The sequence below is a fragment of the Ruegeria sp. A5 genome (genome assembly GCF_056543005.1).
On sequence record NZ_JBQGAV010000005.1, the window covers coordinates 176,687 to 200,593 of the forward strand.

The 23,907-nt window shown below is 56.5% G+C and carries 24 protein-coding genes; 15 read left to right on the top strand and 9 right to left on the bottom strand.

Annotated features, from left to right (window positions below; all coding sequences use genetic code 11):
* Positions 1-8 precede the first annotated feature (8 nt).
* From ACR0AY_RS13330 to ACR0AY_RS13370, 9 genes are all read left to right on the top strand, one after another.
* A complete protein-coding gene (locus tag ACR0AY_RS13330) occupies positions 9-215 on the top strand; it encodes a DUF1737 domain-containing protein (protein WP_170408336.1) in 207 nt (68 codons plus the stop codon).
* Positions 215-1,243: a MaoC family dehydratase gene (locus ACR0AY_RS13335; RefSeq protein ID WP_170513932.1), complete on the top strand. Its 1,029-nt coding sequence runs from the start codon at positions 215-217 to the stop codon at positions 1,241-1,243. The genes ACR0AY_RS13330 and ACR0AY_RS13335 overlap by 1 nt, the downstream gene beginning before the upstream one ends.
* A 66-nt stretch (positions 1,244-1,309) precedes the next feature.
* Positions 1,310-1,981, top strand: coding sequence for a DUF1194 domain-containing protein (locus ACR0AY_RS13340; RefSeq protein WP_480454258.1), 672 nt, complete (start codon positions 1,310-1,312; stop codon positions 1,979-1,981).
* Positions 1,982-2,188: 207 nt separating this feature from the next.
* Positions 2,189-2,572, top strand: a complete 384-nt coding sequence (gene sdhC, locus ACR0AY_RS13345; protein ID WP_170395798.1) for a succinate dehydrogenase, cytochrome b556 subunit — start codon at positions 2,189-2,191, stop codon at positions 2,570-2,572.
* A 13-nt stretch (positions 2,573-2,585) separates the two neighbouring features.
* Entirely contained in the window at positions 2,586-2,969 is a 384-nt protein-coding gene (locus ACR0AY_RS13350) for a succinate dehydrogenase, hydrophobic membrane anchor protein (protein ID WP_170395800.1), read from the top strand.
* A 12-nt stretch (positions 2,970-2,981) separates the two neighbouring features.
* Positions 2,982-4,790, top strand: a complete 1,809-nt coding sequence (gene sdhA, locus ACR0AY_RS13355; protein WP_170395802.1) for a succinate dehydrogenase flavoprotein subunit — start codon at positions 2,982-2,984, stop codon at positions 4,788-4,790.
* 12 nt (positions 4,791-4,802) lie between these two features.
* The gene (locus tag ACR0AY_RS13360) at positions 4,803-5,582 is read left to right on the top strand and encodes a succinate dehydrogenase iron-sulfur subunit (RefSeq protein WP_170408332.1); all 780 of its coding nucleotides are present in this window, start codon (positions 4,803-4,805) and stop codon (positions 5,580-5,582) included.
* Positions 5,583-5,719: 137 nt separating this feature from the next.
* Positions 5,720-5,860, top strand: a complete 141-nt coding sequence (locus ACR0AY_RS13365) for a hypothetical protein (protein WP_170395806.1) — start codon at positions 5,720-5,722, stop codon at positions 5,858-5,860.
* 286 nt (positions 5,861-6,146) lie between these two features.
* Entirely contained in the window at positions 6,147-7,010 is an 864-nt protein-coding gene (locus ACR0AY_RS13370) for a DUF1989 domain-containing protein (RefSeq protein WP_170514158.1), read from the top strand.
* 12 nt (positions 7,011-7,022) lie between these two features.
* Here the strand turns inward: ACR0AY_RS13370 and deoD are convergent, their stop codons facing one another.
* From deoD to ACR0AY_RS13385, 3 genes are all read right to left on the bottom strand, one after another.
* Positions 7,023-7,733, bottom strand: a complete 711-nt coding sequence (gene deoD / locus ACR0AY_RS13375; protein ID WP_170395810.1) for a purine-nucleoside phosphorylase — start codon at positions 7,731-7,733, stop codon at positions 7,023-7,025.
* Between the two features lie 18 nt (positions 7,734-7,751).
* Positions 7,752-8,063, bottom strand: a complete 312-nt coding sequence (locus ACR0AY_RS13380; protein WP_170513935.1) for an H-NS histone family protein — start codon at positions 8,061-8,063, stop codon at positions 7,752-7,754.
* Between the two features lie 115 nt (positions 8,064-8,178).
* Positions 8,179-10,146 carry a protein meaA gene (locus ACR0AY_RS13385; protein WP_170513938.1) on the bottom strand — a complete coding sequence of 656 codons (1,968 nt, stop codon included), beginning with the start codon at positions 10,144-10,146 and terminating at the stop codon, positions 8,179-8,181.
* A 145-nt stretch (positions 10,147-10,291) separates the two neighbouring features.
* Between ACR0AY_RS13385 and ACR0AY_RS13390 the strand changes: the two genes are divergently transcribed.
* The 6 genes from ACR0AY_RS13390 (at position 10,292) to ACR0AY_RS13415 (ending at position 17,199) form a co-directional block, all read left to right on the top strand.
* Positions 10,292-11,674 (top strand): 1-acyl-sn-glycerol-3-phosphate acyltransferase, encoded by a 1,383-nt coding sequence (locus tag ACR0AY_RS13390; RefSeq protein ID WP_170513941.1) that lies wholly within the window; start codon positions 10,292-10,294, stop codon positions 11,672-11,674.
* Between the two features lie 111 nt (positions 11,675-11,785).
* On the top strand, positions 11,786-13,072 hold the full coding sequence (gene ccrA / locus ACR0AY_RS13395) for a crotonyl-CoA carboxylase/reductase (protein ID WP_170395824.1): 1,287 nt from the start codon (positions 11,786-11,788) through the stop codon (positions 13,070-13,072).
* A 367-nt stretch (positions 13,073-13,439) separates the two neighbouring features.
* The gene (locus ACR0AY_RS13400) at positions 13,440-14,159 is read left to right on the top strand and encodes a helix-turn-helix transcriptional regulator (RefSeq protein ID WP_480454261.1); all 720 of its coding nucleotides are present in this window, start codon (positions 13,440-13,442) and stop codon (positions 14,157-14,159) included.
* Positions 14,160-14,242: 83 nt separating this feature from the next.
* Entirely contained in the window at positions 14,243-14,881 is a 639-nt protein-coding gene (locus tag ACR0AY_RS13405) for an acyl-homoserine-lactone synthase (protein WP_170513947.1), read from the top strand.
* Positions 14,882-14,941: 60 nt separating this feature from the next.
* A complete protein-coding gene (locus tag ACR0AY_RS13410) occupies positions 14,942-16,474 on the top strand; it encodes an AAA family ATPase (RefSeq protein WP_170513040.1) in 1,533 nt (510 codons plus the stop codon).
* A complete protein-coding gene (locus tag ACR0AY_RS13415) occupies positions 16,471-17,199 on the top strand; it encodes an SDR family oxidoreductase (protein ID WP_170408323.1) in 729 nt (242 codons plus the stop codon). Before ACR0AY_RS13410 ends, ACR0AY_RS13415 begins: the two co-directional genes overlap by 4 nt.
* A gap of 3 nt (positions 17,200-17,202) precedes the next feature.
* Here ACR0AY_RS13415 and ACR0AY_RS13420 read toward each other — a convergent pair whose 3' ends face one another.
* From ACR0AY_RS13420 to ACR0AY_RS13445, 6 genes are all read right to left on the bottom strand, one after another.
* Positions 17,203-17,967 carry a TIGR02186 family protein gene (locus ACR0AY_RS13420; RefSeq protein ID WP_170395832.1) on the bottom strand — a complete coding sequence of 255 codons (765 nt, stop codon included), beginning with the start codon at positions 17,965-17,967 and terminating at the stop codon, positions 17,203-17,205.
* 1 nt (position 17,968) lies between these two features.
* Complete coding sequence (locus ACR0AY_RS13425) at positions 17,969-18,889, bottom strand: sulfite exporter TauE/SafE family protein (protein ID WP_170395834.1); 921 nt, start codon at positions 18,887-18,889, stop codon at positions 17,969-17,971.
* 260 nt (positions 18,890-19,149) lie between these two features.
* Positions 19,150-20,160: an ABC transporter permease gene (locus tag ACR0AY_RS13430; protein ID WP_170408321.1), complete on the bottom strand. Its 1,011-nt coding sequence runs from the start codon at positions 20,158-20,160 to the stop codon at positions 19,150-19,152.
* Positions 20,160-21,254 (bottom strand): ABC transporter permease, encoded by a 1,095-nt coding sequence (locus ACR0AY_RS13435; RefSeq protein ID WP_170513031.1) that lies wholly within the window; start codon positions 21,252-21,254, stop codon positions 20,160-20,162. The genes ACR0AY_RS13430 and ACR0AY_RS13435 overlap by 1 nt, the downstream gene beginning before the upstream one ends.
* A 3-nt stretch (positions 21,255-21,257) precedes the next feature.
* Positions 21,258-22,787 (bottom strand): ABC transporter ATP-binding protein, encoded by a 1,530-nt coding sequence (locus ACR0AY_RS13440; RefSeq protein ID WP_170513953.1) that lies wholly within the window; start codon positions 22,785-22,787, stop codon positions 21,258-21,260.
* A gap of 81 nt (positions 22,788-22,868) precedes the next feature.
* Positions 22,869-23,867 (bottom strand): BMP family lipoprotein, encoded by a 999-nt coding sequence (locus tag ACR0AY_RS13445; protein WP_170395841.1) that lies wholly within the window; start codon positions 23,865-23,867, stop codon positions 22,869-22,871.
* Positions 23,868-23,907 lie beyond the last annotated feature (40 nt).

The window sequence follows — 23,907 nt, forward strand, 5'->3', positions numbered from 1 at the left end:
CCTAATCAATGGCGAAACTTTATCGTTTGTTGACCGAGGAAGACACATCAGCCTTCTGCCACAAGGTCTCGGACGCGTTGGCAAAGGGATGGGAGCTTTATGGCGACCCGTCCTATGCCTTTGACGCCGCAAATAACGTGATGCGTTGCGCGCAGGCTGTGACCAAAGAGGTCGCCGCTGATTACACCCCCGACATGAAACTGGGACAGCAATAATGGCAAAAACCAATCCGGGTAACTTTTTCGAGGATTATTCAGTCGGGCAGATCCTGCATCACGCCGTGCCGCGCACGGTGACGGATGGCGAGCGCGCGCTTTATCACGCGCTCTATCCCGCGCGACACGCACTCTATTCCTCGGATGAGTTCGCCCGGAATTGTGGCCTGCCGCAAAGCCCGATTGATGATCTGGCGGCGTTCCATGTGGTATTCGGCAAAACGGTTCCCGATATCTCGCTGAACGCGGTCGCCAATCTGGGCTATGCCGAGGGTCGCTGGCTGAAACCGGTCTATCCCGGCGATACCTTGCGCGCCGAATCCGAGGTGATCGGCCTCAAGCAAAACTCAAACGGCAAAACCGGCGTCGTCTGGGTCCGCACCCGCGGGCTGAACCAGCGCGACGAAGTGGTGATCGAGTATGTTCGCTGGGTCATGGTGCGCAAATCAAACCTCGACGCGCCTGCACCAGAGACGGTGGTGCCCAATCTGAAAAAGGCGCTTGATGTCAGCGATCTGGTGGTACCACCGGGGCTCGATTTCGCGAAATACAATTTTGTACAATCCGGCGAAAACCACCGCTGGGATGCGTACAACACGGAAGAAACGATTGATCACGTCGATGGCGTGACCGTCGAAGAGGCCGAGCACATGCTGGCCACCCGCCTGTGGCAGAACACCGCCAAAGTGCATTTCGACCTCACCTTCCGTCCAGAGGGACGGTTGATCTATGGCGGCCACGTTATCTCAATGGCGCGTGCCTTGTCGTTTAATGGCCTGGCGAATGCGCAGATGATCGTTGGCCTGAACGGCGGTGCCCACGCCAACCCTTGTTTCTCGGGCGATACGATCAAAGCCTGGTCCGAGGTTTTGGACAAGGCCGAGACCGGAACTCCCGGAATCGGTGCCATCCGCTTGCGCCTTGTTGCGACCAAAGGCGGCGAGCCTTTCACTTTGCGCAATGACGAGGGTAAGTACCTGTCTAACGTTCTGTTAGATTTGGATTATTGGGCTCTTATGCCAATGTAGCCAATGCCTTCTGGCGGCTGACATTCATGTGATCACGGTCCGCGAAATCCATGCTACGCTTGGCGCATGATGATGTTTCGTGCGCTCGCCGCCAGCCTGTATCTGGCATCTCAGGCCTATGCTTGTGATTTGGCTCTGGCCTTGGCCGTAGACGTTTCAGGCTCGGTTGATTCCGAGGAATATCGTATCCAAATGGACGGTCTTGCCGCAGGTCTGCGGGACCCTATCGTATCCGAGGCCTTGGTGCGCGGACAGGCTCGGCTGATGCTTGTGCAATGGACAGGCAGTTCTCGCCAGAGGATCACGATCCCCTGGACCCGGATCGATAGTTTTAACACCCTGGACCGTTTTGCTGATCAGGTCGCAGCTGACCCTCGTGTCTGGCGTAACTTCTCAACTGCGATAGGTGAGGCGCTCGATATGACGGTTGCCAGCTTTGACGACGTGCCCGAATGCGAAAGGCATCTTATTGATCTTTCGGGCGACGGAATTTCGAATGAAGGAATCGAGCCGTCGACCATCCACGCCAAACTGCGGGATCGCGGCATCACGGTGAACGCGATCGCGATAGAAGAAAGTGAACCCGATCTGACAGCCTATTTCTTCGAGAACGTCATCGTTGGCGAGGGGGCCTTTGTCGTCTCTGCAGCAGGCTTCGCGGATTATCCCGAACGTATTCGCAAGAAGCTTTTACGCGAGGTGACACAGCAGACTGCAGGGCTGACGCCGCTCCAATAATAGATTCGTGATCACATTGCTTTTTCATTGAAAACGCTAACATTGGCGGTATCGAATGTGATTTGTGATCACGAGAATATTTTGTGTGATCACAAACACGGCTTATCAGCGATTTTGCGTTAAATTTACTGGATTTTGCGCCTGCAGCGCGTGACAGAGTCGTAAAAAACAGTAAAACGTTCGGTAGCCAACCGAAAAGGAGCCAACATGGCCGATGTAAATCGAGGCAACCGCCCGCTTTCTCCACATTTGACGATCTATCGTCCACAGATGACGTCCATATCTTCGATTATGGTGCGCATCACGGGTCTTGCGTCTTTTGGTTTGGCTTTGTTGGTCGTCTGGTGGTTACTTGCTGCGGCCACATCGGAAAGCGCCTTTGAGCTGATCAATGGATTGATGACCAGTTTCCTGGGTGATCTGATCATGTTCGGCGCGGCTTGGGCCATTTTCTATCACATGCTGGGCCGTTTACGGCACGTCATCTGGGATCTGGGATATTGCGTGAATGTTGAAGTGTCCGAGAAGATGGGCATTGGCATGTTCGTGCTGGCAACTGTTCTGGCTCTGATCACAGCCGTAGCGCTTTAAGGGGAGGTTCGCGATGCAGTTTCTCACAGACCGTAAACGCGCGCAGGGCATGGGGGCCGGACGTGCAGGTACACATCACCACTGGCAAATGATGCTCAGCTCGGCGGCATTGGTCATCCTTGTTCCGCTGTTTGTATTTACCTTCGGGCACGCCCTAGGCGGAACCTACGAAGAGGCTCTGGCCTATTACAGCCGCCCGTTCCCGGCGATTATCATGGGTCTGACACTGGTTGTTGTCGTCCCGCATTTGTTGCGCGAAGCGCAGGAAGCGATTGAGGACTACGTGCATGGCGTCGCGGAAAAGCTGGCGCTGATGGCCGCGCAAGCTTTTGCATACACACTCATTGCTGCGGGTCTGTTTGCGCTCGCGCGTCTGGCCCTCGGATATGCGCAGTAAGGAACAAGAACAATGACAGCAGCATATGAATACGAAACCCACGAATATGACGTGGTGGTTGTCGGTGCCGGTGGCGCGGGTCTGCGTGCAACATTGGGCATGGCCGAGCAGGGTTTGCGCACCGCTTGCGTGACGAAGGTATTCCCGACTCGTTCACACACAGTGGCCGCCCAAGGCGGCATTGCGGCGTCCTTGTCGAATATGGGGCCAGACCATTGGCAGTGGCACATGTATGACACCGTAAAGGGCTCGGACTGGCTGGGTGACACCGATGCGATGGAATACCTCGCGCGTGAAGCACCCAAAGCCGTATATGAGCTAGAACATTACGGAGTGCCATTCAGCCGGACCGAAGAAGGCAAGATCTATCAGCGCCCATTTGGTGGCCACACCACCGAATTTGGCGAAGGCCCCGCCGTGCAGCGGACCTGTGCCGCCGCCGACCGGACCGGTCATGCGATCCTGCACACGCTGTATGGTCAGTCGCTGAAGAACAACGCCGAGTTCTACATCGAGTATTTCGCCATTGATCTGATAATGTCTGAGGACGGACAGTGTCAGGGGGTCGTGTGCTGGAAGTTGGACGACGGCACGATGCACGTCTTCAACGCCAAGATGGTTGTTCTGGCGACCGGCGGCTATGGCCGCGCCTATTTCAGTGCAACCTCGGCACATACCTGCACCGGCGACGGTGGTGGTATGGTGGCCCGCGCGGGTCTTGCACTGCAGGATATGGAATTTGTTCAGTTCCACCCAACCGGCATCTACGGATCGGGCTGCCTGATCACCGAAGGTGCACGTGGTGAAGGCGGATACCTAACCAACTCGGAAGGCGAGCGATTCATGGAGCGCTATGCGCCTCAGTACAAAGACCTCGCGCCGCGCGACTACGTTAGCCGTTCAATGACCATGGAAATTCGCGAAGGGCGCGGCCACGGTGACAACGGCGATCACATCCATCTGAACCTCAGCCATTTGCCAGCCGAAGCTTTGGCGGAACGCCTACCGGGCATTTCAGAATCTGCGCGCGTCTTTGCCGGTGTTGACGTTACCAAGGAACCGATCCCGGTTCTGCCGACCGTGCACTATAACATGGGCGGTATCCCGACGAACTATTGGGGTGAAGTTCTGAACCCGACAGCCGACAACCCGACCGCCGTGGTCCCTGGCCTGATGGCTGTGGGCGAGGCCGGGTGTGCCTCGGTTCACGGGGCAAACCGTCTTGGTTCAAACTCGCTGATCGACCTCGTGGTGTTTGGCCGCGCAGCGGCGATCCGGGCGGGCAAAGTTGTGGATGCCGACGCATCGAACCCGGTTCTGAACCAGGCCTCTGTCGATAAGGCGTTTGACAGATTCGATGCGGCGCGCAACGCCAGCGGCGCAATTCCAACCGCAGATCTGCGGCTTGAGATGCAGCGCACCATGCAAGAGGACGCGGCGGTTTTCCGCACCTCGAAGACCATGGCTGAGGGCGTCGAGAAGATGACCGCGATCGCTGCCAAGATGGATGATCTGAAGGTTTCTGACAGATCGTTGGTCTGGAACAGCGATCTGATGGAGACGCTCGAGCTTACCAACCTGATGCCAAGCGCGCTCGCCACCATCGTTGGTGCCGAAGCGCGTAAGGAATCCCGCGGTGCACACGCCCATGAAGATTTCACCGAGCGTGACGATGAGAACTGGCGCGTCCACACGGTCAGCCGTGTCGATGGCAACAAAGTAGAGCTTAGCTACCGTCCGGTTATCGTTGATCCGCTGACGACCGAAGACGAGGGAGGCATCAGCATGAAAAGAATCGCGCCCAAGGCGCGGACGTTCTAAGGAGAGGAACCCATGGTACAACTGACCCTCCCCAAGAATTCCCGGATTACCACCGGTAAAACCTGGCCCAAGCCCGACGGCGCGACCAATGTGCGCAAATTCCAGATCTATCGCTGGAACCCGGATGATGGCCAGAACCCGCGCGTCGATACTTATTTCGTCGATATGGATACTTGCGGCCCGATGGTTCTGGACGCTCTGATCAAGATCAAGAATGAGATCGATCCGACTCTGACCTTCCGCCGTTCGTGCCGCGAAGGCATCTGCGGGTCCTGCGCGATGAACATCGACGGGATTAACACGCTGGCCTGTATCTATGGGATGGATGAGATCAAGGGCGACGTGAAGATCTACCCGCTGCCCCATATGCCGGTGGTCAAGGACCTGATCCCTGATCTGACTCATTTCTACGCCCAACACGCCTCGATCATGCCGTGGTTGGAGACTAAGACCAATCGTCCGGCAAAAGAGTGGAAGCAATCCATCGAAGACCGCAAGAAATTGGATGGTCTCTATGAATGTGTGATGTGTGCCAGTTGCTCGACCTCGTGCCCCAGCTACTGGTGGAACGGCGACCGTTATCTCGGCCCTGCCGCGCTGCTGCATGCTTACCGCTGGATCATCGACAGTCGGGATGAGGCCACCGGTGAGCGCTTGGACGAGCTGGAAGATCCGTTCAAGCTGTATCGCTGCCACACCATCATGAACTGCGCCAAGACCTGTCCCAAGGGTCTGAATCCTGCCAAAGCGATTGCAGAAATCAAGAAGATGATGGTGGACCGCGCGGTCTGATCACGCACCAAAACAAAGCACTTGCCGGGTTGCGGCAAGTGCATGCCGCCTCTGCAAAACTATGCGATGCGCTTGTACTAGCGCGGATCTAAAGTTGGCGCAGGGAGGAGTGATGAGTTCGAAAAGAGGTCACTCCGATGAACATGCAAAACCAAAAACACGACGCGGCCAAAGCGCTGGAATTTCTGGAGCAAGCCTGGGCCTACTATACGCCCGAGCCCAAAGTTCCGGCCAAAGACGAAACACCAGAATTGTTTGAATATGCGAACGCGGCCTGACCGTGTCGCGCGGGCTTGAAAATTACGACACAATAGGCAATGCAGAGCTATGCCCGTTCTATTGCTTCTGCTCGCCGCTGGCGTATTTGCCTATTTTTTCTGGCGGTCCCGCACGTCGTCTCTGACGCGCGACTGCAGGTGGCGGCAACATCGAAGCGAGGGCCAGTGGCGCTGTGCTTACTGTGGCGCGGTGTCAAAATCTGATGTTGAGCCCACGCAGTGTCTGAAAGGACAGTAGCTGCTGTTGGGGGTTTCCCACCGGGCCGAACTGCGCCACTCTCGGCCCATGTCAGAATCTCGGAATACTCCCCGCCCACCCATGGATGCAGATGCGCGCCGCGCGATTGCGCCCGTTATTTGCTACCCGAATGAAGGGCTACCAAAACCCGATCTAGGGCTCTATCAAACTGGGCGTGATATAGCGCACAAAACGGGTGAGGTGTTGGTGCCACCGCGAGATGCGCGATGCTTTGAGGTGCCTGCAGGGCATTTCTTTAGGATCACTTCTGTTGAAGGATCGCAAGTTGGCGATCTAAACCTGTGGAACCTCAACGACCTTTCCGAGCGGTTCTATTCCGGCAAGACGCGCGCGTTGCATGGCACACATATCACCGTGGGTGAGCGCATGTGGTCGAGCTTTCCACATATGCGACCGATGGCGACAATCATTGCAGATACGCTGGGGTGGTACGGAATCGATGATTTCGGCGGGTCGGTGCACGATGTGATCGGGACCCGATGTGATCCCTATACCGGTAATCTGCTAGCTGGATCCCAGTACCATCACTGTTGCCATTCGAATCTGACACGCGCGCTGGCGGATCATTTGGGCGTCTCTTCGGCCGAAGCCGAGCCTGCGGTACATGATGTATTGAACGTGTTCATGTGCACCGGTTTCACGCGTGATACCGGGCAGTATTTCATGAAAGCCTCACCTGTCCGTCCGGGAGACTATCTTGAGTTTTTCGCCGAGATTGACCTGCTGGGAAATCTAAGCGCGTGCCCGGGCGGTGATTGCTCGTCCGAGCATTCATCGGATACCGCAGCCTGTTATCCCCTGCTGGTAGAAACCTTTGCCCCGGCTGAAGGTGCGCTTGAGGGATGGCGCAGCCCCGCGCGCAACGGATATGACCGCACGCACGGGCGCTAGATATCGCGCAATTCAGCTGTCCGGGAACGCCGCCTGCAGCGCGATTTCGACCATGTCGCCAAAACTGCTTTCTCGGTCCGAGGAGGGCAGGGCTTCGCCGGTCAGCAGGTGGTCCGAGACTGTCAGTACCGCCAATGCGCGGCATTTGTGACGCGCGGCAAGGATGTAAAGCTCTGCCGCTTCCATCTCGACACCCAAAATACCGTGCCGAACCATTTGTTCGTTCAGGTCCGGGCGTTCGTCATAAAAGACATCGGATGAATAGATGCCGCCAACATGGGTTGGCGTACCTTTGGCTTGTGCAGCCAATGCTGCAGACTGCAAAAGACCCCAATCCGCGCAAGGGGCGAAGTTCATTTCTCTCATGATCCCGCGCGAAGGGGTGCTGAGTGTGGTCGACGTCATCGCCAGAATAACATCACGCACATTCACACTGTCTTGCATCCCGCCACAGGACCCGATCCGGATCAAAGTTTTGGCGCCGTAGTCACGGATCAATTCGTTCACGTAGATCGACAGAGACGGCATCCCCATGCCACTACCCTGAATGGTAACACGATTTCCTTTCCAGGTGCCGGTGAACCCCAGCATGCCACGCACTTCGTTTACCAGCTTTACGTCTTCAAGAAACGTTTCGGCCGCCCATTTTGCGCGATACGGGTCGCCGGGCAAAAGAACGGTTTCGGCAATCTCGCCTTTTTGGGCTCCAATATGGATAGTCATTTTGCCACTTTCCCCCGATCAGATTTCCAGATCAGTAATATCGGTACCGGCTTTGATTGCGTCATGAACCCACTGCGGTTTGCGGCCCCGCCCGGTCCAGGTTTGCGACGGATTGTTCGGATTTTGATATTTCGCTTTAGATGATTTTGCCGATTTAGCGCTGTCTCCTGACAATTCAGACAACGAAAACCCATATACCGCCGCCGCCTTTTCGGCAGCTTTCAACGCTTCTTTTCGCTCACGCACTTCGGCGGTTTTTAGCGCCTTTTCGACCCGATTGCGCAATTCGAGCAGTTCTTTGCGCGACATTTTTTCAAGATCGATTGCCATAATCTTCTCCATTTCGGCTATTCCCCTACTTATTGCAGGGGAAATTGAATAAACCCGAACCTATCTATTCCCATTTTACCGGAAATAGAAATGGAGATTTCTGTAATATGCTTCTCTATTCAGCCGCAATTTCCGTTGGGTCAACCAATGTGACTATATCGCCCATGATTGCATTCAATTCGAAATTTTTCGGCGTATAGATTTTCGATACACCCATGGAACGCAATTGATCCGCGTCCTCATCGGGGATGATCCCACCAACAATGACGGGAATATCGCTTAGCCCTGCTGCTTTCAGCCGTGTCATCACGTCCTTCACCAATGGCAGGTGGCTGCCAGAGAGGATCGATAGACCAATCACATGCGCTTTGTCTTCTTGTGCCGCAGTTACGATTTCTTCGGGCGTAAGACGAATACCTTCGTAACTGATATCCATGCCACAGTCGCGTGCGCGGAAGGCGATCTGTTCGGCTCCGTTCGAGTGTCCGTCCAGACCAGGTTTGCCAACAAGAAACTTCAGCCTGCGCCCCAGTCGGTCGCTTACCGCATCTACGGCTGCGCGCAGGTCTTCCAGACCTTCGGTTTTGTTCGAAACAGATCCCGAGACGCCGGTTGGTCCACGATATGTACCGTAGGCCTTGCGCATTTCCTCGGCCCATTCGCCAGTTGTGACACCGGCCTTGGCCGCAGCGATTGAAGGTGCCATCACGTTGGCACCGGATCGCGCTGCTTCGCGCAATGCTTGCAGCGCCGCGGCCACTGCTGCGTCATCCCGATCCGCACGCCAGTCGTTCAAGCGCCCGATTTGTTCCTGTTCAACCGCCGGGTCGACGACCATGATGCCGCCATCCTCGGTCTGCAAAGGCGAGGCTTCGCCCTCGGTCCATTTGTTTACGCCAACGACAACGGTTTCATTGCGTTCAATACGGTTCAGGCGCTCGGCATTGGACTCGACCAGCCGCGATTTCATGTATTCGATCGAGGCTACCGCGCCGCCCATCGATTCGAGATTAGCCAATTCGGCCCGTGCGCCATTTTTAAGTTCTTCGACTTTGGCGTCGACAACCGGATTGCCGTCGAACAAATCGCCATATTCCAGCAGATCGGTTTCATAGGCGAGGATTTGTTGCATCCGCATCGACCATTGTTGATCCCAGGGACGAGGCAGGCCGAGCGCTTCGTTCCATGCAGGCAACTGCACCGCACGTGCGCGGGCATGTTTGGATAGCGTCACCGCAAGCATTTCAATCAATATGCGATAAACGTTGTTTTCCGGCTGCTGTTCGGTCAGCCCCAGCGAGTTTACCTGAACGCCATAACGGAATCGGCGGAACTTGGGGTCTTCAATGCCATAGCGCTGCTGCAGAATTTCGTCCCAAAGATCCACAAAGGCGCGCATTTTGCACATTTCGGTGACAAACCGGATGCCCGCATTCACAAAAAACGAAATCCGCCCGCAGAGTGCCGGGAAGTCTTCAGCCGGAACGCGCGGGCGAAGTTCGTCCAGCACTGCAATGGCAGTCGCCAGAGCATAGGCCAGCTCTTGCTCGGGCGTCGCGCCTGCCTCTTGCAGGTGGTACGAACACACATTCATCGGGTTCCATTTGGGCACGTTATCGTAGCAATATTCGGCCACGTCCGCGATCATCTTCAGCGATGGCTTGGGTGGGCACACATAAGTGCCGCGGCTCAGGTATTCCTTGATCAGGTCGTTCTGGACGGTCCCCTGCAATTTCGAGACATCCGCGCCCTGTTCCTCGGCAACTGCGATATATAGCGCCAAAAGCCAAGGAGCAGTCGCATTGATCGTCATCGAGGTATTCATCTGTTCCAGCGGAATTTGATCGAACAGAACCCGCATGTCCCCCAGATGGCAGATCGGAACCCCAACTTTTCCAACTTCGCCGCGCGCCAAAGTGTGATCGCTGTCATACCCTGTTTGGGTTGGCAGATCGAAGGCCACGGACAGGCCGGTCTGACCATTGGCTAGGTTCGCACGATAAAGCGCATTTGACGCTTTGGCCGTTGAGTGACCGGCATATGTACGGATGAGCCAAGGGCGATCTTTCTGCAACTGCGTCATGGGTCGGGCCTCGCGGATCGGTGGGTAACAAAATTACGTTCTATGGTGGTAAATAGTAATTTTCAGTACATGTCAATTCGCTGCGTTGCGGCATCGACGGTTTCTGCAGATTGTGGGTGGTCGCGTTTGATGGCACTGTGCCCGAATGATGCAGACTGTGGAAATCCCGCTTTGGCTGTTTGTGCTGATCGTGCTGTTTGCCGCGGTCACATTTGCCTCGCATTTTTTGTTTCCGTCGGTGCGCTGGTTTTTCCGCCGCCGCCTTGAGCGCGCCGTTGCACGGTTGAACAAGCGACTGCAGCGTCCGATCCAACCGTTCAAGTTGGCGGGGCGGCATGACATGATTCAACGGCTTATCTATGACCCGCAAGTAAGCCGGGCGGTGCAGCAGCATGCCAAAGAAGAAGGTGTGCCTGACGCTGTTGCCTCAGAATTGGCACGGCGTTATGCGCGCGAGATTGCGCCCTCATTCTCGACAGTGGCGTATTTCAGCATCGCGATCCGTTTTGCCCGCATGCTGAGCAACGCCTTTTACAAGGTGCAGTTGGGTTACGAGGACAAAGCCGCGCTGGACAGTATCGATCCCGATGCGACGGTCGTTTATGTCATGAACCACCGCAGCAATATGGATTACGTGCTGGTCACCTATCTGGCGGCAGACCATTCGACCTTATCCTATGCTGTGGGCGAGTGGGCCCGTGTCTGGCCTCTAAGTCGATTGATTCGCGCGATGGGGGCCTATTTCATTCGCCGCAAGTCGGGTAGCGACCTATATCGACAGGTCCTTGCAAGCTATGTAAGACACGCGACCGAAGCGGGCGTGACGCAGGCCATGTTCCCTGAGGGCGGGCTGAGTCTGACTGGCAAACTGGGGCGCCCCAAGCTGGGATTGTTGAAGTATATCCTTGACGGAGTCGAACCGCAGGGGCGGGATGTGGTGTTTGTTCCGGTTGCTTTGAACTATGATCGGGTGCTTGAAGATACCGTATTAACAGCGGCAGCGAAGGATAGTGAACGCCGCTTCCGCGCGCGGATCGGGGTTATCACCCGCTGGTCGCTCAAGCAGATTTGGCGCAGGCTAGTCGGGCGCTACAAGAGATTCGGGATTGCCTCAGTGCGGTATGCGACACCGATTTCTCTGAAGGAATTTCGAGTCGCGCACGAACGGGACCTAACGACCGATCTGGCCCGCGAGTTGATGCGCAGGATCGGCGCCGCAATTCCCTTTGTTCCAGTGCCTGCAGCGTGTCGGCTGGTTCAGGAAGAAGGTGAGATGTCAGAGCAGGAGTTGAAGGCGCGTTTGCTGACGTTGGGCGGCGACGCGGTTGCCCAGGATGATGGAGAGGCTGTTGACGATGCCATCAATCAGTTGGTCGAGCGACGGATCCTGCGTCGTGAGGCTGGAGTGTTGCGCCCATCAGGCGAGCGATCAGAGCTGCTTGCTTATTACGCGGCAGCATCAGAACCCGTTGTTCGGGCTGAGAATGATGCAAGTGCAGAAAGTATTTCTGCAACTGCTGGGTCATAAAATTACAAAATAGATACCAAAAACGGTTGCAATATTACTCATGGGCTAATATTTCGTCTTTGGAAAGCCGCGATTCTGCGGCGCGGCAACAGTTGGAAAAAGGAGGCCAGCATGGCTTTGGATGTCGACAGCGGTATCGCGTCGTATGAGGCGCCGGAAAAGGACCTCTACGAGATGGGTGAAATCCCCCCGATGGGGTACGTTCCCAAGCAAATGTATGCCTGGGCCATCCGGAAAGAGCGCCACGGTGAGCCAGACACAGCGATGCAGTTAGAAGTCGTTGATGTCCCGAAGCTGGACAGCCACGAAGTGCTGGTTCTCGTTATGGCGGCGGGTGTGAACTACAACGGCGTCTGGGCATCGCTTGGCAAGCCGATCAGCCCGTTTGATGGCCACGGCCAACCCTTTCACATCGCAGGTTCAGATGCGTCGGGCATCGTCTGGGCGGTTGGTGACAAAGTGAAGCGCTGGAAAGTCGGCGATGAAGTCGTGATTCACTGCAACCAGGACGATGGCGATGACGAACACTGCAATGGTGGTGATCCGATGTATTCGCCCAGCCAGCGCATCTGGGGATATGAGACACCTGATGGCTCGTTCGCGCAGTTTACAAATGTTCAGGCACAGCAGCTGATGCCGCGTCCCAAGCACCTGACCTGGGAAGAAAGCGCCTGCTACACGCTGACCTTGGCAACAGCCTATCGGATGCTTTTTGGGCACGAACCGCACGATCTAAAGCCGGGCCAGAACGTCCTGGTTTGGGGCGCATCGGGCGGTCTGGGCTCTTACGCGATACAGTTGATCAACACTGCGGGTGCCAATGCGATCGGCGTGATATCGGATGAAAGCAAGCGTGAGTTTGTGATGGACCTTGGCGCCAAAGGCGTCATCAACCGCAAGGATTTCAACTGCTGGGGCCAGCTGCCCACGGTGAATACTCCGGAATATGCTGAATGGTTCAAAGAAGCCCGCAAGTTTGGCAAGGCCATCTGGGATATTACCGGCAAAGGTGTGAACGTCGATATGGTGTTCGAGCACCCCGGCGAAAGCACGTTCCCGGTGTCCACTTTTGTCGTGAAAAAGGGAGGTATGGTTGTGATCTGCGCCGGGACCACTGGCTACAACCTGACCTTCGACGTGCGTTACATGTGGATGCACCAGAAACGCTTGCAGGGCTCGCATTTTGCGCATCTCAAACAGGCCTCGGCTGCAAACCAGCTAATGGTCGAGCGCCGCTTGGATCCGTGCATGTCCGAAGTGTTCACTTGGCAGGATCTGCCTGAGGCGCACATGAAGATGATGCGCAACGAACACAAGCCGGGCAACATGTCGGTGCTGGTTCAGGCTCCGCATACAGGCATGCGCACCCTTGAAGAAGTATTGGCTGCCCGCGACTAACGGTCTCAGGCAAACAGCTGCTGCAACACCCGCAGGGCGCAAACACGCCTTGCGGGTGTTCATCGTTTCTATCGATGATTATGCATTTTCAATGCTTTAAGAAATCGCACCCCGCTATTTCTGGGGAGTAGAAAGCAGCGAGTAGGCCGAATTAGTCTGCACATGTTATGGTTGTGTTAACCCTTCGTTAACTATTTCGGGGACACCCTGATGGCGCAAAATGAGTGGATTTTGGACGTTCTGTCGGACCTCAACGCCTTTGCTGTGGCGAATGGGTTGAGCGCGCTAGCCGAGCAGCTTGACGACACAAGACTGATCGCCGCGGCCGAGATTGCGTCCTCAAAGGATGAGGCTTGCGCGCCCGCGAATGGGAAGAAAATTCGATTTGAGCCAGATCCTAGGGGATTTGGAAAGCACCAGCACGCTTGACGAGCTGACCAGCGTAGCAGTCCAGTTGCGGGACAAGCTGAAAATTGACCACATGACATATCATTGGGTTGATGGGGCCGGGGATCAATACGGGTTCACGACTTATTCGGATGCCTGGGATGTACGGTATCGAGACAGGAATTATCATCGTATTGATCCGGTTATTCTGGGTTGTTTTCAGCGATTTCACGCTGTGGACTGGAAACAGCTGAATTGGTCGGGCAAAGCAGTAAAGGCCTTCCTGCAGGACGCGCAGGAACATGGCGTCGGCAATCAGGGCTATTCGATCCCGCTGCGGGGGCCAGGCGGGCAATTCGCGCTGTTTACGGTCAACAACAGCTGCGATGACATCGCATGGCAGGCATTTGTCGAAACGTATGGCCGCGATCTCATATTGGTGGCGCATTTCCTCAATCGAAAAGCGCTGGAATTTGCAAAAGAACGGCAGCCGGACAACATGCGGGGGCTCTCGCCCCGCGAAATCGATGCAATGACATTGCTGGCGCTGGGGTATAGCCGAGCGCAGGTGGCGCACTCGCTTTCCATTTCTGAGCATACGCTCAGGGCCTATATCGAAAGCGCACGATCAAAACTCGGTGCGCAAAATACGACTCATGCAATCGCCACTGCACTCAGTAGAGGAATAATAGTCGTTTAACGACCGTACGGTGGTCTCACCTTAAATTAACCACGTGTTCGTACCCCCTTTGTTCCAACTATGGACGATAAGGGGAACACGTCATGTTGCGTTATTTGTATGCCGATGAGCTGCATAACTTTCCGGAATTGGCCAGGGGGATGTTCAGGGATCGCGCGGATCAGTTCAAAACCCGCCTTGGCTGGGATGTTAAGGTTAATGAAAAGGAGGAAGAGCGGGATCAGTACGATGACCTGAACCCGCTCTATGTGATTTGGGAAGAGGCAGATGGCAGCCATGGCGGGTCCATGCGGATCCTACCGACGACCGGTCCGGTCATGGTGAACGACATATTCGGACATCTCACCGGGGGCAGTCCGATCCGAAGCCCACTAATCTGGGAGGTCACTCGCTTTTGCCTCTCGCGCAACGCCAGCGCTCATACCGCCGGGGCCATCATGCTGAGCGGCGGTGAGGTGATGGAAGGGTTTGGCCTGACCCACATAGCGGGCGTTTTTGATGCCCGCATGATCCGGATCTACCGTATGATCGGATCGTCTCCGGTGGTTTTGGGCACCGAAGGGAAAGGGCGCGATCAGATCTCGGTCGGCCTGTGGCCTTATTCAGCGGATGATTGCAACCGTGTAGCAGCCCGCGCAGGCATCCCGCGAGAGTTGTCGCGCCTGTGGTTCAAGACAGCATTTGGCCATGGCGCACAGCACCGGTTCGCTTTGTCGGCATAAGCATACGGAAAAACCAATCGGCATCTGGCAGCGCGCGGCGCGTCCCTGTAGGGTCGCGCCATGTCCTTGCCCCAAGTCACATTTTCCGAAGATCAGGCTGCCGCTTTTGACAACATTGCCGAGATGTTGCGAGGTGCCGGAGTAGACCTTGAAGACGACGCTCTGCTGAAACTGCCCGGCAGCGGAAAGTCTGGTGTTATGGCCGTTATTGGCAAGGCTGGATCGGGCAAAACCCTGTTGCTGGCAGAGCTTTACAAAGCTTTGGCCGAGACGGGGGTCAACCTGATCTCGGGCGATTTCGAAAGCCGCAAATCCCGCGACAAGCGCAGCCTTGCGATCCTCGCGCCGACGAACAAGGCCGCCAGCGTATTGCGGCTGCGTGGGGTGCCCGCGACGACGATCCATCGCATCCTTTATACGCCTGTTTACGACCCTGAATACGAGCGGATCGCCGAATGGCTCGCGGGCAATGACGAACGGCCCGAGATCGAAGGGCTGACAGACGAAGCGCTGGACCGCGCAGCCGCGTTCTATGCCAACAACAAATCCATCCCTGGTGCGCTGGCCGCTGCTGGGTTGCGCGGTTCGGATTTCATCACCGGCTGGAAACGTCGGGAAGAGCCGCTGGATATCGGTTTTGTGGATGAAGCCTCGATGCTAGACGACCGACAATTCGAGGATCTAAAGGAAATCTTTCCAACCTTGTTGCTATTTGGTGACCCGGCGCAGTTGGCGCCGGTTAACCAATCGGGCTCGATGGTGTTTGACGGGTTGCCAGAGCCGCGCAAGCAAATCCTGCATCGAGTACATCGGCAAACTGCGGATAACCCGATCCTAGACCTCGCCCATGCTCTGTCCGATCCGGCCATGGGGTTTGAGGATTTCGAACGTCTGATCGAGGACACTGCCCGAAAGGATGACCGCGTTGTCTGGGGACAGCGGGTAGAAGTTGATCTGATGGCGCGCAGCCCGGTTCTTGTCTGGCGCAATGCGACCCGAATCCGGCTGATTCAGGCGTTCCGCACCGTACATGGCGCGCCGGAAACTGAACTACTGGAAGGGGAACCGTTGATTTGTGACGGCATTGAGCTGCCGTTGAAGCACCGCAAAAAGCGGCTGGACCTTGAGGCGCGCGGGCTGATCAAAGGCGCGCAGGTCATTTACCTTGGCCCTGGTCGCAAACCGGGTTTTTCGCGGTTGCATGTGATGGGGGCCGAAGACCCTCAGGTCTCGGCGGCGTCGATCGTGCAGATTGAAAAGCCCGATGAGGAGGAGCCGTTCATTCCCTATGCTGCCCGTATGGGGGCAACGTTCCTGCATGGTGCCGCTGTGACGATCCATAAGGCGCAAGGGTCGCAATGGGACACGGTTCAGGTCTTTGCGCCAGACATCTACGCAGCCGCCCGCATGGGCCGTACTGAGGCCGGGCAGCCGTTGTGGAAGCGCCTAGCTTATGTCGCCATAACTCGCGCACAGGAGAGGCTAATCTGGGTAGTGCGGAACCGCTTGTCGAAACCGACCCACCCGTTGCGTGTGGATGACCTGCGTGCGGTTGCGGCACCATCCCTGACATTGGAGGCGGAAGAGACATGAAGACGATCATCGTGACCGGCGCAAGCTCGGGCATAGGCCGCGCCACCGCCGAGCTGTTTCTGTCAGAAGGATGGACTGTCGGGCTTCTGGCCCGCAGCGCTGACAAACTTCATGCTATGGCACAGCATAACGCCTCGGCGATCCCGCTGGTTGCCGATGTGACTGACCCGGATGCCGTTGCAAACGCCTTTACTGCATTCACCCGACAGACCGGGCGACTGGACGTGCTGTTCAACAATGCCGGGATTTTTGCCCCTGGTGGCACCATCGACGAGATCGCGCTTGAGGATTGGTACGGCTCGGTCAATGTGAACCTGAACGGCATGTTCCTGTGTGCACGGGCTGCATTTGCTGCGATGCGGGCTCAGGCGCCGCAAGGGGGGCGTATCATAAACAACGGTTCAATCGCTGCTCATGTGCCGCGCCCGAACTCGGTGCATTATTCTGCGACGAAACACGCGATTACCGGTCTGACGCGCAGCCTGTCTCTGGACGGGCGGAGTTTTGGAATTGCCTGTGGTCAGATCGACATCGGAAATGCGCGCACCCCGATGGTGCAAGGGTTGGTCGATGAGGCGCTTGCCGAAGGCCGCGACCCTGATCCCACCATGGATGTCGGGGATGCCGCCCGCTCGGTACTGCATATGGCCGAACTGCCGCTTGAGGCGAATGTGCAGTTCATGACCGTTATGGCCACGACCATGCCCTATATCGGTCGCGGGTGACGATCAGTTCTCGCGCAGTAGGCGGAAGGCTGTCGAAGCGCCCCAACCGGCGGCAATCGCGATGGCCAGTGACATAAGCCCGTACCAAATGGGTTGTTCACGCGACATCGCGTACAAGAAACGCTCAAGCCCGACTTTGCGTACTCCGATCGAGGTTTCAAAGGTTGAGACCACCTTTCCGTCTCGCGTCAGGAAGATTCGGGCGCTGTAGTCGCCTTCGGTCAGGTCCGATGGCATATCGATTGATGTGCGGAACAACGTCTGTTCGTCCACAGCCACTGTGTTTTCCCGGATCGAATACAGCCCTTCATCTTCGCGGATGCGGATGACCGCCTCGGAAAAATCCTGTGCGCCCTGAATGCTCATGTCCGCACCGACCGACCGGATGGCACGCTCGATCGAAACCTTATAGCGTAGGTCTTCGGTCTGGGTCAGAACCTCGGAAAACGGGGCGCTGGTGGCAACGGCGTAAAAGCTTGGAGCCAGATCAACAACAAGGCTGTCGGTATTCACCCAGATCCCGAACCGTTTCTCTTTGCGGCGTACGGTGACAGGTTCGGATGGGCCGACCACCGATACGATGACCTCAAGCGGTGGACCGTCCGGGATCGGAGCTTCGCGCTTTACCGCGCCGAAAACCAGTATTTCGGACCCGTCAAAATTGGCGGTAATCGACACCCGATCCTGACTTAGGCCCAGAACAACCTGTTCTTCGGCTGCGTAGGCTGGCAGACAGATCAGACAAAGAAGAGCAATCAGACGCAGCATCTTAGTGCCCTCCTGCATCGCCAAGCGAATACAACTCGGCGGGTTGAAGCAGAAGATCAAGCGCCAGCTTGCCGCAGACGACAAGCACCAGAGCCGCCAACAAAACGCGCAGTTGTTCAGCCGGCATTCGGGCACCGATGACTGTTCCGATTTGGGCACCAACTACGCCACCGACGAGTAGAAGAACCGCCAACACGACATCAACTGTATAGTTGGTGGTGGCGTGCAGCATAGTGGTAAAGGCGGTTACAAAGATGATCTGAAACAGCGAAGTTCCGACAACAACCTTGGTCGGCATGCCCAATAGGTAGATCATCGCGGGCACCATGATAAACCCGCCGCCGACACCCATGATAGCAGACAGGACACCGACAAACAGGCCTACGACAAGCGGTGGAATGACCGAGATGTACAGGCCCGACGTCCGAAACCGCATCTTGAACGGCATGGCGTGCACCCAACCGCGCTGGCGTCGTTTCGGAGGCGGCGTGCCGCCTTTCCGCGTTTTTCTAATCGCGTTCAGGCTTTCGACAAACATCAGACTGCCGATGATGCCTAGAAATACGACATAGCAAAGTTTGACCAGCAGATCGACCTGTCCGAGGCTCTTGAGATAGTTGAAGACAACAACACCCAACGCAGCGCCTGTCAGCCCTCCGACCAAAAGGACTGTACCCATTTTAAGGTCCACGGTTCGGCGCCTGAAATGCGCCAGCACCCCAGAAAATGATGAAGCAACAATCTGGTTTGCCTCGGTTGCAACCGCCACTGCAGGCGGAATGCCGATGAAGAACAGCAGTGGGGTCATCAAAAACCCACCGCCAACGCCAAACATTCCAGACAGAATGCCCACCATTCCACCCAGTCCAAACAGTAGAAACGCGTTTACGGATACTTCGGCAATCGGGAGGTAAATCTGCATGGCTTCTTCTAGACAGGAGAGGCCGTACCACGCGGTGTGGCAAAGCCATTGGTAACATAAATCTCAACAGACGAAGCGCGCGTGCCAGGTGGGGCCATCTAGTTGTTTCCGTGGCTCAACCTGAAAATAGTCGATAGCATGGCTGCGGAACTGATGCGGGACACGTCCATACCCCCTTAGAGCGGTTGCGGCATACAAAATCAACTCTGTATGCCGCTTTGCAGCAAACAGGACTGAGGGGCAGTCCTGAACTGGCTCTATCAGCGTTCCTTTACATATGGTTCGCCGCCTGCGCGTGGCGGTATGGCCTTGCCGACGAACCCGGCAAGAATCACCACGGTCAGGATATAGGGCAGGGCGTCCATGACCTGCACCGGGATCACGACCCCGCCCAGATCGATGTTCTGGAACCGCAAGGCAATGGCCTGCAACAGCCCGAACAACAGGCAAGCCCACATCGCGTGCCACGGACGCCATTTTGCAAAGATCAGAGCAGCCAGTGCGATAAATCCGCGCCCAGCCGTCATCTCTTTCACAAAGCCTGCTTGCAGCGCGGTGGCCAGGTAGGCACCTGCGATGCCGCAAAGTACGCCGCAAATCGCAACCGCTGCGTAGCGGAGACCTACAACCGAAACTCCAGCAGTATCCACCGCCGCAGGATTCTCTCCGACCGCGCGCAGACGCAGCCCGAACCGGGTGCGGAACAGAATCCACCAAGTCAGTGGCACCATAAGAAAAGCCACGTACACCAGAATGGAATGGCCAGACAGAAGCTCGGAATAGGCCATATGCAGGGGATTGGTTTCAGACATCAGCTCGGAAACCGGACGGCCTGTCAGTTCGGCGTCAGCCGGACCGATCGCATAAGGGAATTCTGCAGATTCAAACCGCCCTTCACCGAACAGTGATGGCGTACGACCACCCTGCTTGAACCAGCTTTGGGCGACAAGAACGGTCATACCTGAGGCAAGAAAGTTGATCGCAACCCCCGAGATCAGCTGATTGCCCCGGAACGTGATCGACGCAAACCCGTGTAGCGCCGAAAGGACCAGAGATGCCGCGATCCCGGCCAGCAATCCCAGCCACACCGAACCGGTTACGGCGGCGACGGCAGCCGAGAAGAATGCTGACATCAGCATCTTGCCTTCAAGGCCGATGTCGAATATGCCCGCGCGCTCGGAGTATAGTCCGGCCAGACAGGCAAGCAGCAGAGGCGTAGCCAGTCGGATGGTCGAATCCAGAACCTGGATGAGTGTCAGGAAGAAATCCATCAGGCCGACCCCTTCCGAAGCGCCATGAACAGCTTTTCAAGCGGCATGCGCACCATGTTGTCCAGTGCTCCGGTAAACAGAATGACCAGCGCTTGGATGACCACGATCAGTTCGCGCGGAATCGATGTCCAAAGCGCCAGTTCGGCCCCGCCCTGATACAGAAACCCAAACAGAATAGCGGCTAGAAATACCCCGAATGGATGCGACCGACCCATCAGTGCCACGGCAATTCCAATGAAACCCGCGCCTTCGGTTGCGTTCAGCACCAACCGCTCGGCTTCGCCCATCACGTTGTTGACTGCCATCAGGCCCGCCAGAGCGCCCGAGATCAGCATGGCAATAATCGTGATGCGTACAGGCGAGATACCGGCGTAGACGGCACCGGTTTCCGAATGGCCGTAGGCGCGGATTTCATAGCCCAACCGAGTTCGCCAGATCAGCGCCCAGACAACAAAACACGCAAGGATTGCGACGAAAAACGAGATGTTGGCAGGCGCACCTCGGAAAACGATGTTTTCGGCGCTCGAGAACATCGACTGGAAAGTCGGGAGATGCACTGCCTCGGGGAAACGAGCCGTTGCTGGGTCTTGCGACCCTTGCGGGCGCATGACGTTGACCAGCATGTAATTCAGGAAAGCGGCAGCGATGAAATTGAACATGATCGTGGTGATCACGATATGGCTGCCCCGCTTCGCCTGCAGATAGGCCGGGATCGCGGCCCAGGCTGCACCGAAGATCATCGAAGCAGCACAGGCGGCCAGCAAAGCTATTGTCCAATGCGGCCAAGGGACCGATAGACAGACGATGGCAACGCCCAGTCCGCCCAGCATGGCCTGACCCTCGCCGCCGATGTTGAACAAGCGCGCGTGAAAGGCAACTGCAACCGCGAGTCCGGTGAAGATGAAGTTCGTTGCATAATAAAGTGTATAGCCCCAGCCGTAGGTTGACCCTAGGGCCCCAGTGACCATCAGATTTACCGCCTCAAGCGGATCCTCCCCGATGGCCAGGATCACGATTGCCGAAAGGATTGTGGCTAGAAGCAGACTGATTAGCGGGATCAGTACCACATCGGCCCATTTGGGCATTTTTTCCATGGTTCAGGCGGCCTCTCCTGCAACACCGGCCATCAGCAGGCCCAGTTCTTTTTCATCCGTCTCGGCGGGCAGACGCTCGCCCATGATATGTCCGTCAAACATAACCGCGATCCGGTCCGAGAGTGAGAAGATCTCTTCTAGCTCGACCGAAACCAGCAGTATCGCCTTGCCCTGATCCCTCAAGGCGACGATCTGTTTATGAATGAACTCGATGGCACCGATATCCACGCCGCGCGTGGGTTGGCCCACCAGCAGCAGATCGGGATTGCGCTCGATTTCTCGTGCAACGACGATTTTCTGTTGATTGCCGCCCGAGAAGCTTTTCGCCGTCAGCCAGCCATTGGGTGGGCGCACGTCGAACTTCTCGATCTTGGCTTCGGTGTCAGCGCGCAGGGCGGCGTTGTCCATGAACAGCCCGCGTTTGTAAGCAGGGTCGCGGTGGTAGCCGAACGCCACGTTCTCCCACGCGTGAAAATCCATGATCAGACCTTCGCGCTGCCGATCCTCGGGGACATGAGCGATATGTCGGGCGCGCCGCGCTTGCCCGTCCGATCCGGGGCCGTGCAACGCCAGAGGTTCGCCGTTCAGTCTGATCGAGCCTACCCCGGGTCGCATACCACCCAAAACTTCAAGCAGCTCGGACTGCCCGTTGCCAGCAACGCCCGCGATGCCAACGATCTCACCCGCGCGAACGGTTAGGTCGATGCCTTTGACACGCTCGACACCGGCCGAATCGGTGACACTGAGGTTTTCGATTTCCAGAACCGGTTTGCCCGGCTGTGCAGGCACCTTATCAACCTGTAGCAAGACCTTGCGGCCAACCATCAATTCGGCCAGTGCCTGCGGATTGGTGTCAGCTGTTTTGACGGTGGCGGTCATCTCACCACGGCGCATAACCGAAACCGTATCGGTGTTCTCCATGATTTCGCGCAGCTTGTGCGTGATCACAATGATTGTTTTACCCTCGGACCGCAGCCGGTCGAGAATGCGAAACAACTGGTCCGCCTCGGCAGGGGTAAGAACGCCCGTGGGTTCGTCCAGAATCAGAATTTCGGCCTTGCGGTAGAGCGCCTTGAGAATCTCAACCCGCTGCTGCATGCCCACACCGATCTCATCGATGCGTTTGTCAGGGTCGACGAACAGTTCGTATTCTTCCTCTAGATCTTTCAGCTCTTTCCGGGCTTTCGCCAGCGACGGAGCCAACAGCCCACCGTCTTCCGCACCCAGAACGATGTTTTCCAGAACGGTGAAATTCTCGACCAGTTTGAAATGCTGAAACACCATCCCGATGCCAGAGGCGATCGCCGCCTGACTGTCAGGGATGTCGGTCTTGGTGCCGTTGATCCAGATTTCGCCTTTGTCGGCTTTGTAAAATCCGTAGAGGATGCTCATCAGCGTGGATTTGCCCGCTCCGTTTTCACCGATGATCCCGTGGATCGCTCCGCGGGCGACGCTGATGGAAATATCTTTATTAGCCTGAACCGGCCCAAAGGCTTTGGAAATCCCTTTGAGTTCAATGGCGGGGACGGTCATATCTTGTCCTTGGGTTGCCGAAAGGGCCGCATGCGGCAGAGTGGTGCAGAGCGGAGGCCATGGCCCCCGCCCCCAGTTACATCAGAACTGCAGTGCAGGGCAGCTGTCGTTCTCGTAGTAGCTGACAACGCTTACGTTGCCATCGATGATGTCGCGACGGGCACTTTCAATGGCCGAGCTCATTTCTTCGCTCACCAGTTCCGCGTTGTTTTCATCCATCGCAACGCCAACGCCATCTTGTGCAAGACCCATGGTGTAAACACCGGTCTGGACGTCTTCGCCAGCTTTCATGGCGTCATATACAGCAACGTCCACACGCTTGAGCATCGAGGTCAGGACCTTGCCCGGGTGCAGGTGGTTCTGGTTGCTATCGACACCGATTGACAGGATGCCTTCGTCGGCTGCGGTTTGCAGAACGCCAACACCGGTACCGCCCGCAGCGGCGTAAATCACGTCAGCACCCTGGCTGATCTGTGCTTTGGTCAACTCCGAGCCCTTCACCGGGTCGTTCCATGCTGCAGGGGTGGTGCCTGTCATATTGGCAACAACGTTGATGTCCGGGTTCACGGACTTCGCGCCTTGTGCATAACCACAACCAAAGTGGCGGATCAGAGGGATATCCATACCACCGATAAAGCCCACCGTGCCGGATTGGGACGCCATCGCCGCCATCATGCCGACCAGGTATGATCCTTCATGTTCGGCAAATCCTATCTGGCGAATGTTCGGGGCTTCCAGCCAGGTCACGTCGACCGCAACGAATTTGGTATCCGGATAGTCACCTGCCACTGCAGCCAATGGATCGGCCATGGCGAAGCCCATTGTGATAATCGGGTTTGCGCCCGCTTCGGCAAAGCGGCGAAGCGCTTGTTCGCGCTGCGCTTCCGACTGAAGCTCGATCTCGCGATAGCTTTTGCCGGTCTGTTCCGCCCAACGCTGAGCGCCATTATGCGCGGCTTCGTTGAACGATTTGTCGAACTTGCCACCCAGATCAAAGATAAGGGCCGGTTCTGCCATAGCAGCACCTGCTGTTAGTGCAACCGCAGCGGCTGCGCCCATCAAGGATTTCATAAATGTCATTTGTTACTCCCGTTGGCTGTTATCGGTCCGGGGCTTAATC

What these genes read in the sequence shown, in the direction of transcription:
- ACR0AY_RS13350 (WP_170395800.1), top strand. Translation starts at nt 2,586, where the DNA reads ATGCAGTTTCTCACAGACCGTAAACGCGCGCAGGGCATGGGGGCCGGA.
- ACR0AY_RS13420 (WP_170395832.1), bottom strand. Translation starts at nt 17,967, where the DNA reads ATGCTGCGTCTGATTGCTCTTCTTTGTCTGATCTGTCTGCCAGCCTAC.
- deoD (WP_170395810.1), bottom strand. Translation starts at nt 7,733, where the DNA reads ATGACTATCCATATTGGAGCCCAAAAAGGCGAGATTGCCGAAACCGTT.
- ACR0AY_RS13430 (WP_170408321.1), bottom strand. Translation starts at nt 20,160, where the DNA reads ATGGATTTCTTCCTGACACTCATCCAGGTTCTGGATTCGACCATCCGA.
- ACR0AY_RS13360 (WP_170408332.1), top strand. Translation starts at nt 4,803, where the DNA reads ATGGTACAACTGACCCTCCCCAAGAATTCCCGGATTACCACCGGTAAA.
- ACR0AY_RS13440 (WP_170513953.1), bottom strand. Translation starts at nt 22,787, where the DNA reads ATGACCGTCCCCGCCATTGAACTCAAAGGGATTTCCAAAGCCTTTGGG.
- sdhC (WP_170395798.1), top strand. Translation starts at nt 2,189, where the DNA reads ATGGCCGATGTAAATCGAGGCAACCGCCCGCTTTCTCCACATTTGACG.
- ccrA (WP_170395824.1), top strand. Translation starts at nt 11,786, where the DNA reads ATGGCTTTGGATGTCGACAGCGGTATCGCGTCGTATGAGGCGCCGGAA.
- ACR0AY_RS13410 (WP_170513040.1), top strand. Translation starts at nt 14,942, where the DNA reads ATGTCCTTGCCCCAAGTCACATTTTCCGAAGATCAGGCTGCCGCTTTT.
- ACR0AY_RS13365 (WP_170395806.1), top strand. Translation starts at nt 5,720, where the DNA reads ATGAACATGCAAAACCAAAAACACGACGCGGCCAAAGCGCTGGAATTT.
- ACR0AY_RS13390 (WP_170513941.1), top strand. Translation starts at nt 10,292, where the DNA reads ATGATGCAGACTGTGGAAATCCCGCTTTGGCTGTTTGTGCTGATCGTG.
- ACR0AY_RS13335 (WP_170513932.1), top strand. Translation starts at nt 215, where the DNA reads ATGGCAAAAACCAATCCGGGTAACTTTTTCGAGGATTATTCAGTCGGG.
- ACR0AY_RS13415 (WP_170408323.1), top strand. Translation starts at nt 16,471, where the DNA reads ATGAAGACGATCATCGTGACCGGCGCAAGCTCGGGCATAGGCCGCGCC.
- ACR0AY_RS13380 (WP_170513935.1), bottom strand. Translation starts at nt 8,063, where the DNA reads ATGGCAATCGATCTTGAAAAAATGTCGCGCAAAGAACTGCTCGAATTG.
- ACR0AY_RS13425 (WP_170395834.1), bottom strand. Translation starts at nt 18,889, where the DNA reads ATGCAGATTTACCTCCCGATTGCCGAAGTATCCGTAAACGCGTTTCTA.
- ACR0AY_RS13445 (WP_170395841.1), bottom strand. Translation starts at nt 23,867, where the DNA reads ATGACATTTATGAAATCCTTGATGGGCGCAGCCGCTGCGGTTGCACTA.
- ACR0AY_RS13370 (WP_170514158.1), top strand. Translation starts at nt 6,147, where the DNA reads ATGTCAGAATCTCGGAATACTCCCCGCCCACCCATGGATGCAGATGCG.
- ACR0AY_RS13385 (WP_170513938.1), bottom strand. Translation starts at nt 10,146, where the DNA reads ATGACGCAGTTGCAGAAAGATCGCCCTTGGCTCATCCGTACATATGCC.
- ACR0AY_RS13405 (WP_170513947.1), top strand. Translation starts at nt 14,243, where the DNA reads ATGTTGCGTTATTTGTATGCCGATGAGCTGCATAACTTTCCGGAATTG.
- sdhA (WP_170395802.1), top strand. Translation starts at nt 2,982, where the DNA reads ATGACAGCAGCATATGAATACGAAACCCACGAATATGACGTGGTGGTT.
- ACR0AY_RS13400 (WP_480454261.1), top strand. Translation starts at nt 13,440, where the DNA reads ATGGGAAGAAAATTCGATTTGAGCCAGATCCTAGGGGATTTGGAAAGC.
- ACR0AY_RS13435 (WP_170513031.1), bottom strand. Translation starts at nt 21,254, where the DNA reads ATGGAAAAAATGCCCAAATGGGCCGATGTGGTACTGATCCCGCTAATC.
- ACR0AY_RS13340 (WP_480454258.1), top strand. Translation starts at nt 1,310, where the DNA reads ATGATGATGTTTCGTGCGCTCGCCGCCAGCCTGTATCTGGCATCTCAG.
- ACR0AY_RS13330 (WP_170408336.1), top strand. Translation starts at nt 9, where the DNA reads ATGGCGAAACTTTATCGTTTGTTGACCGAGGAAGACACATCAGCCTTC.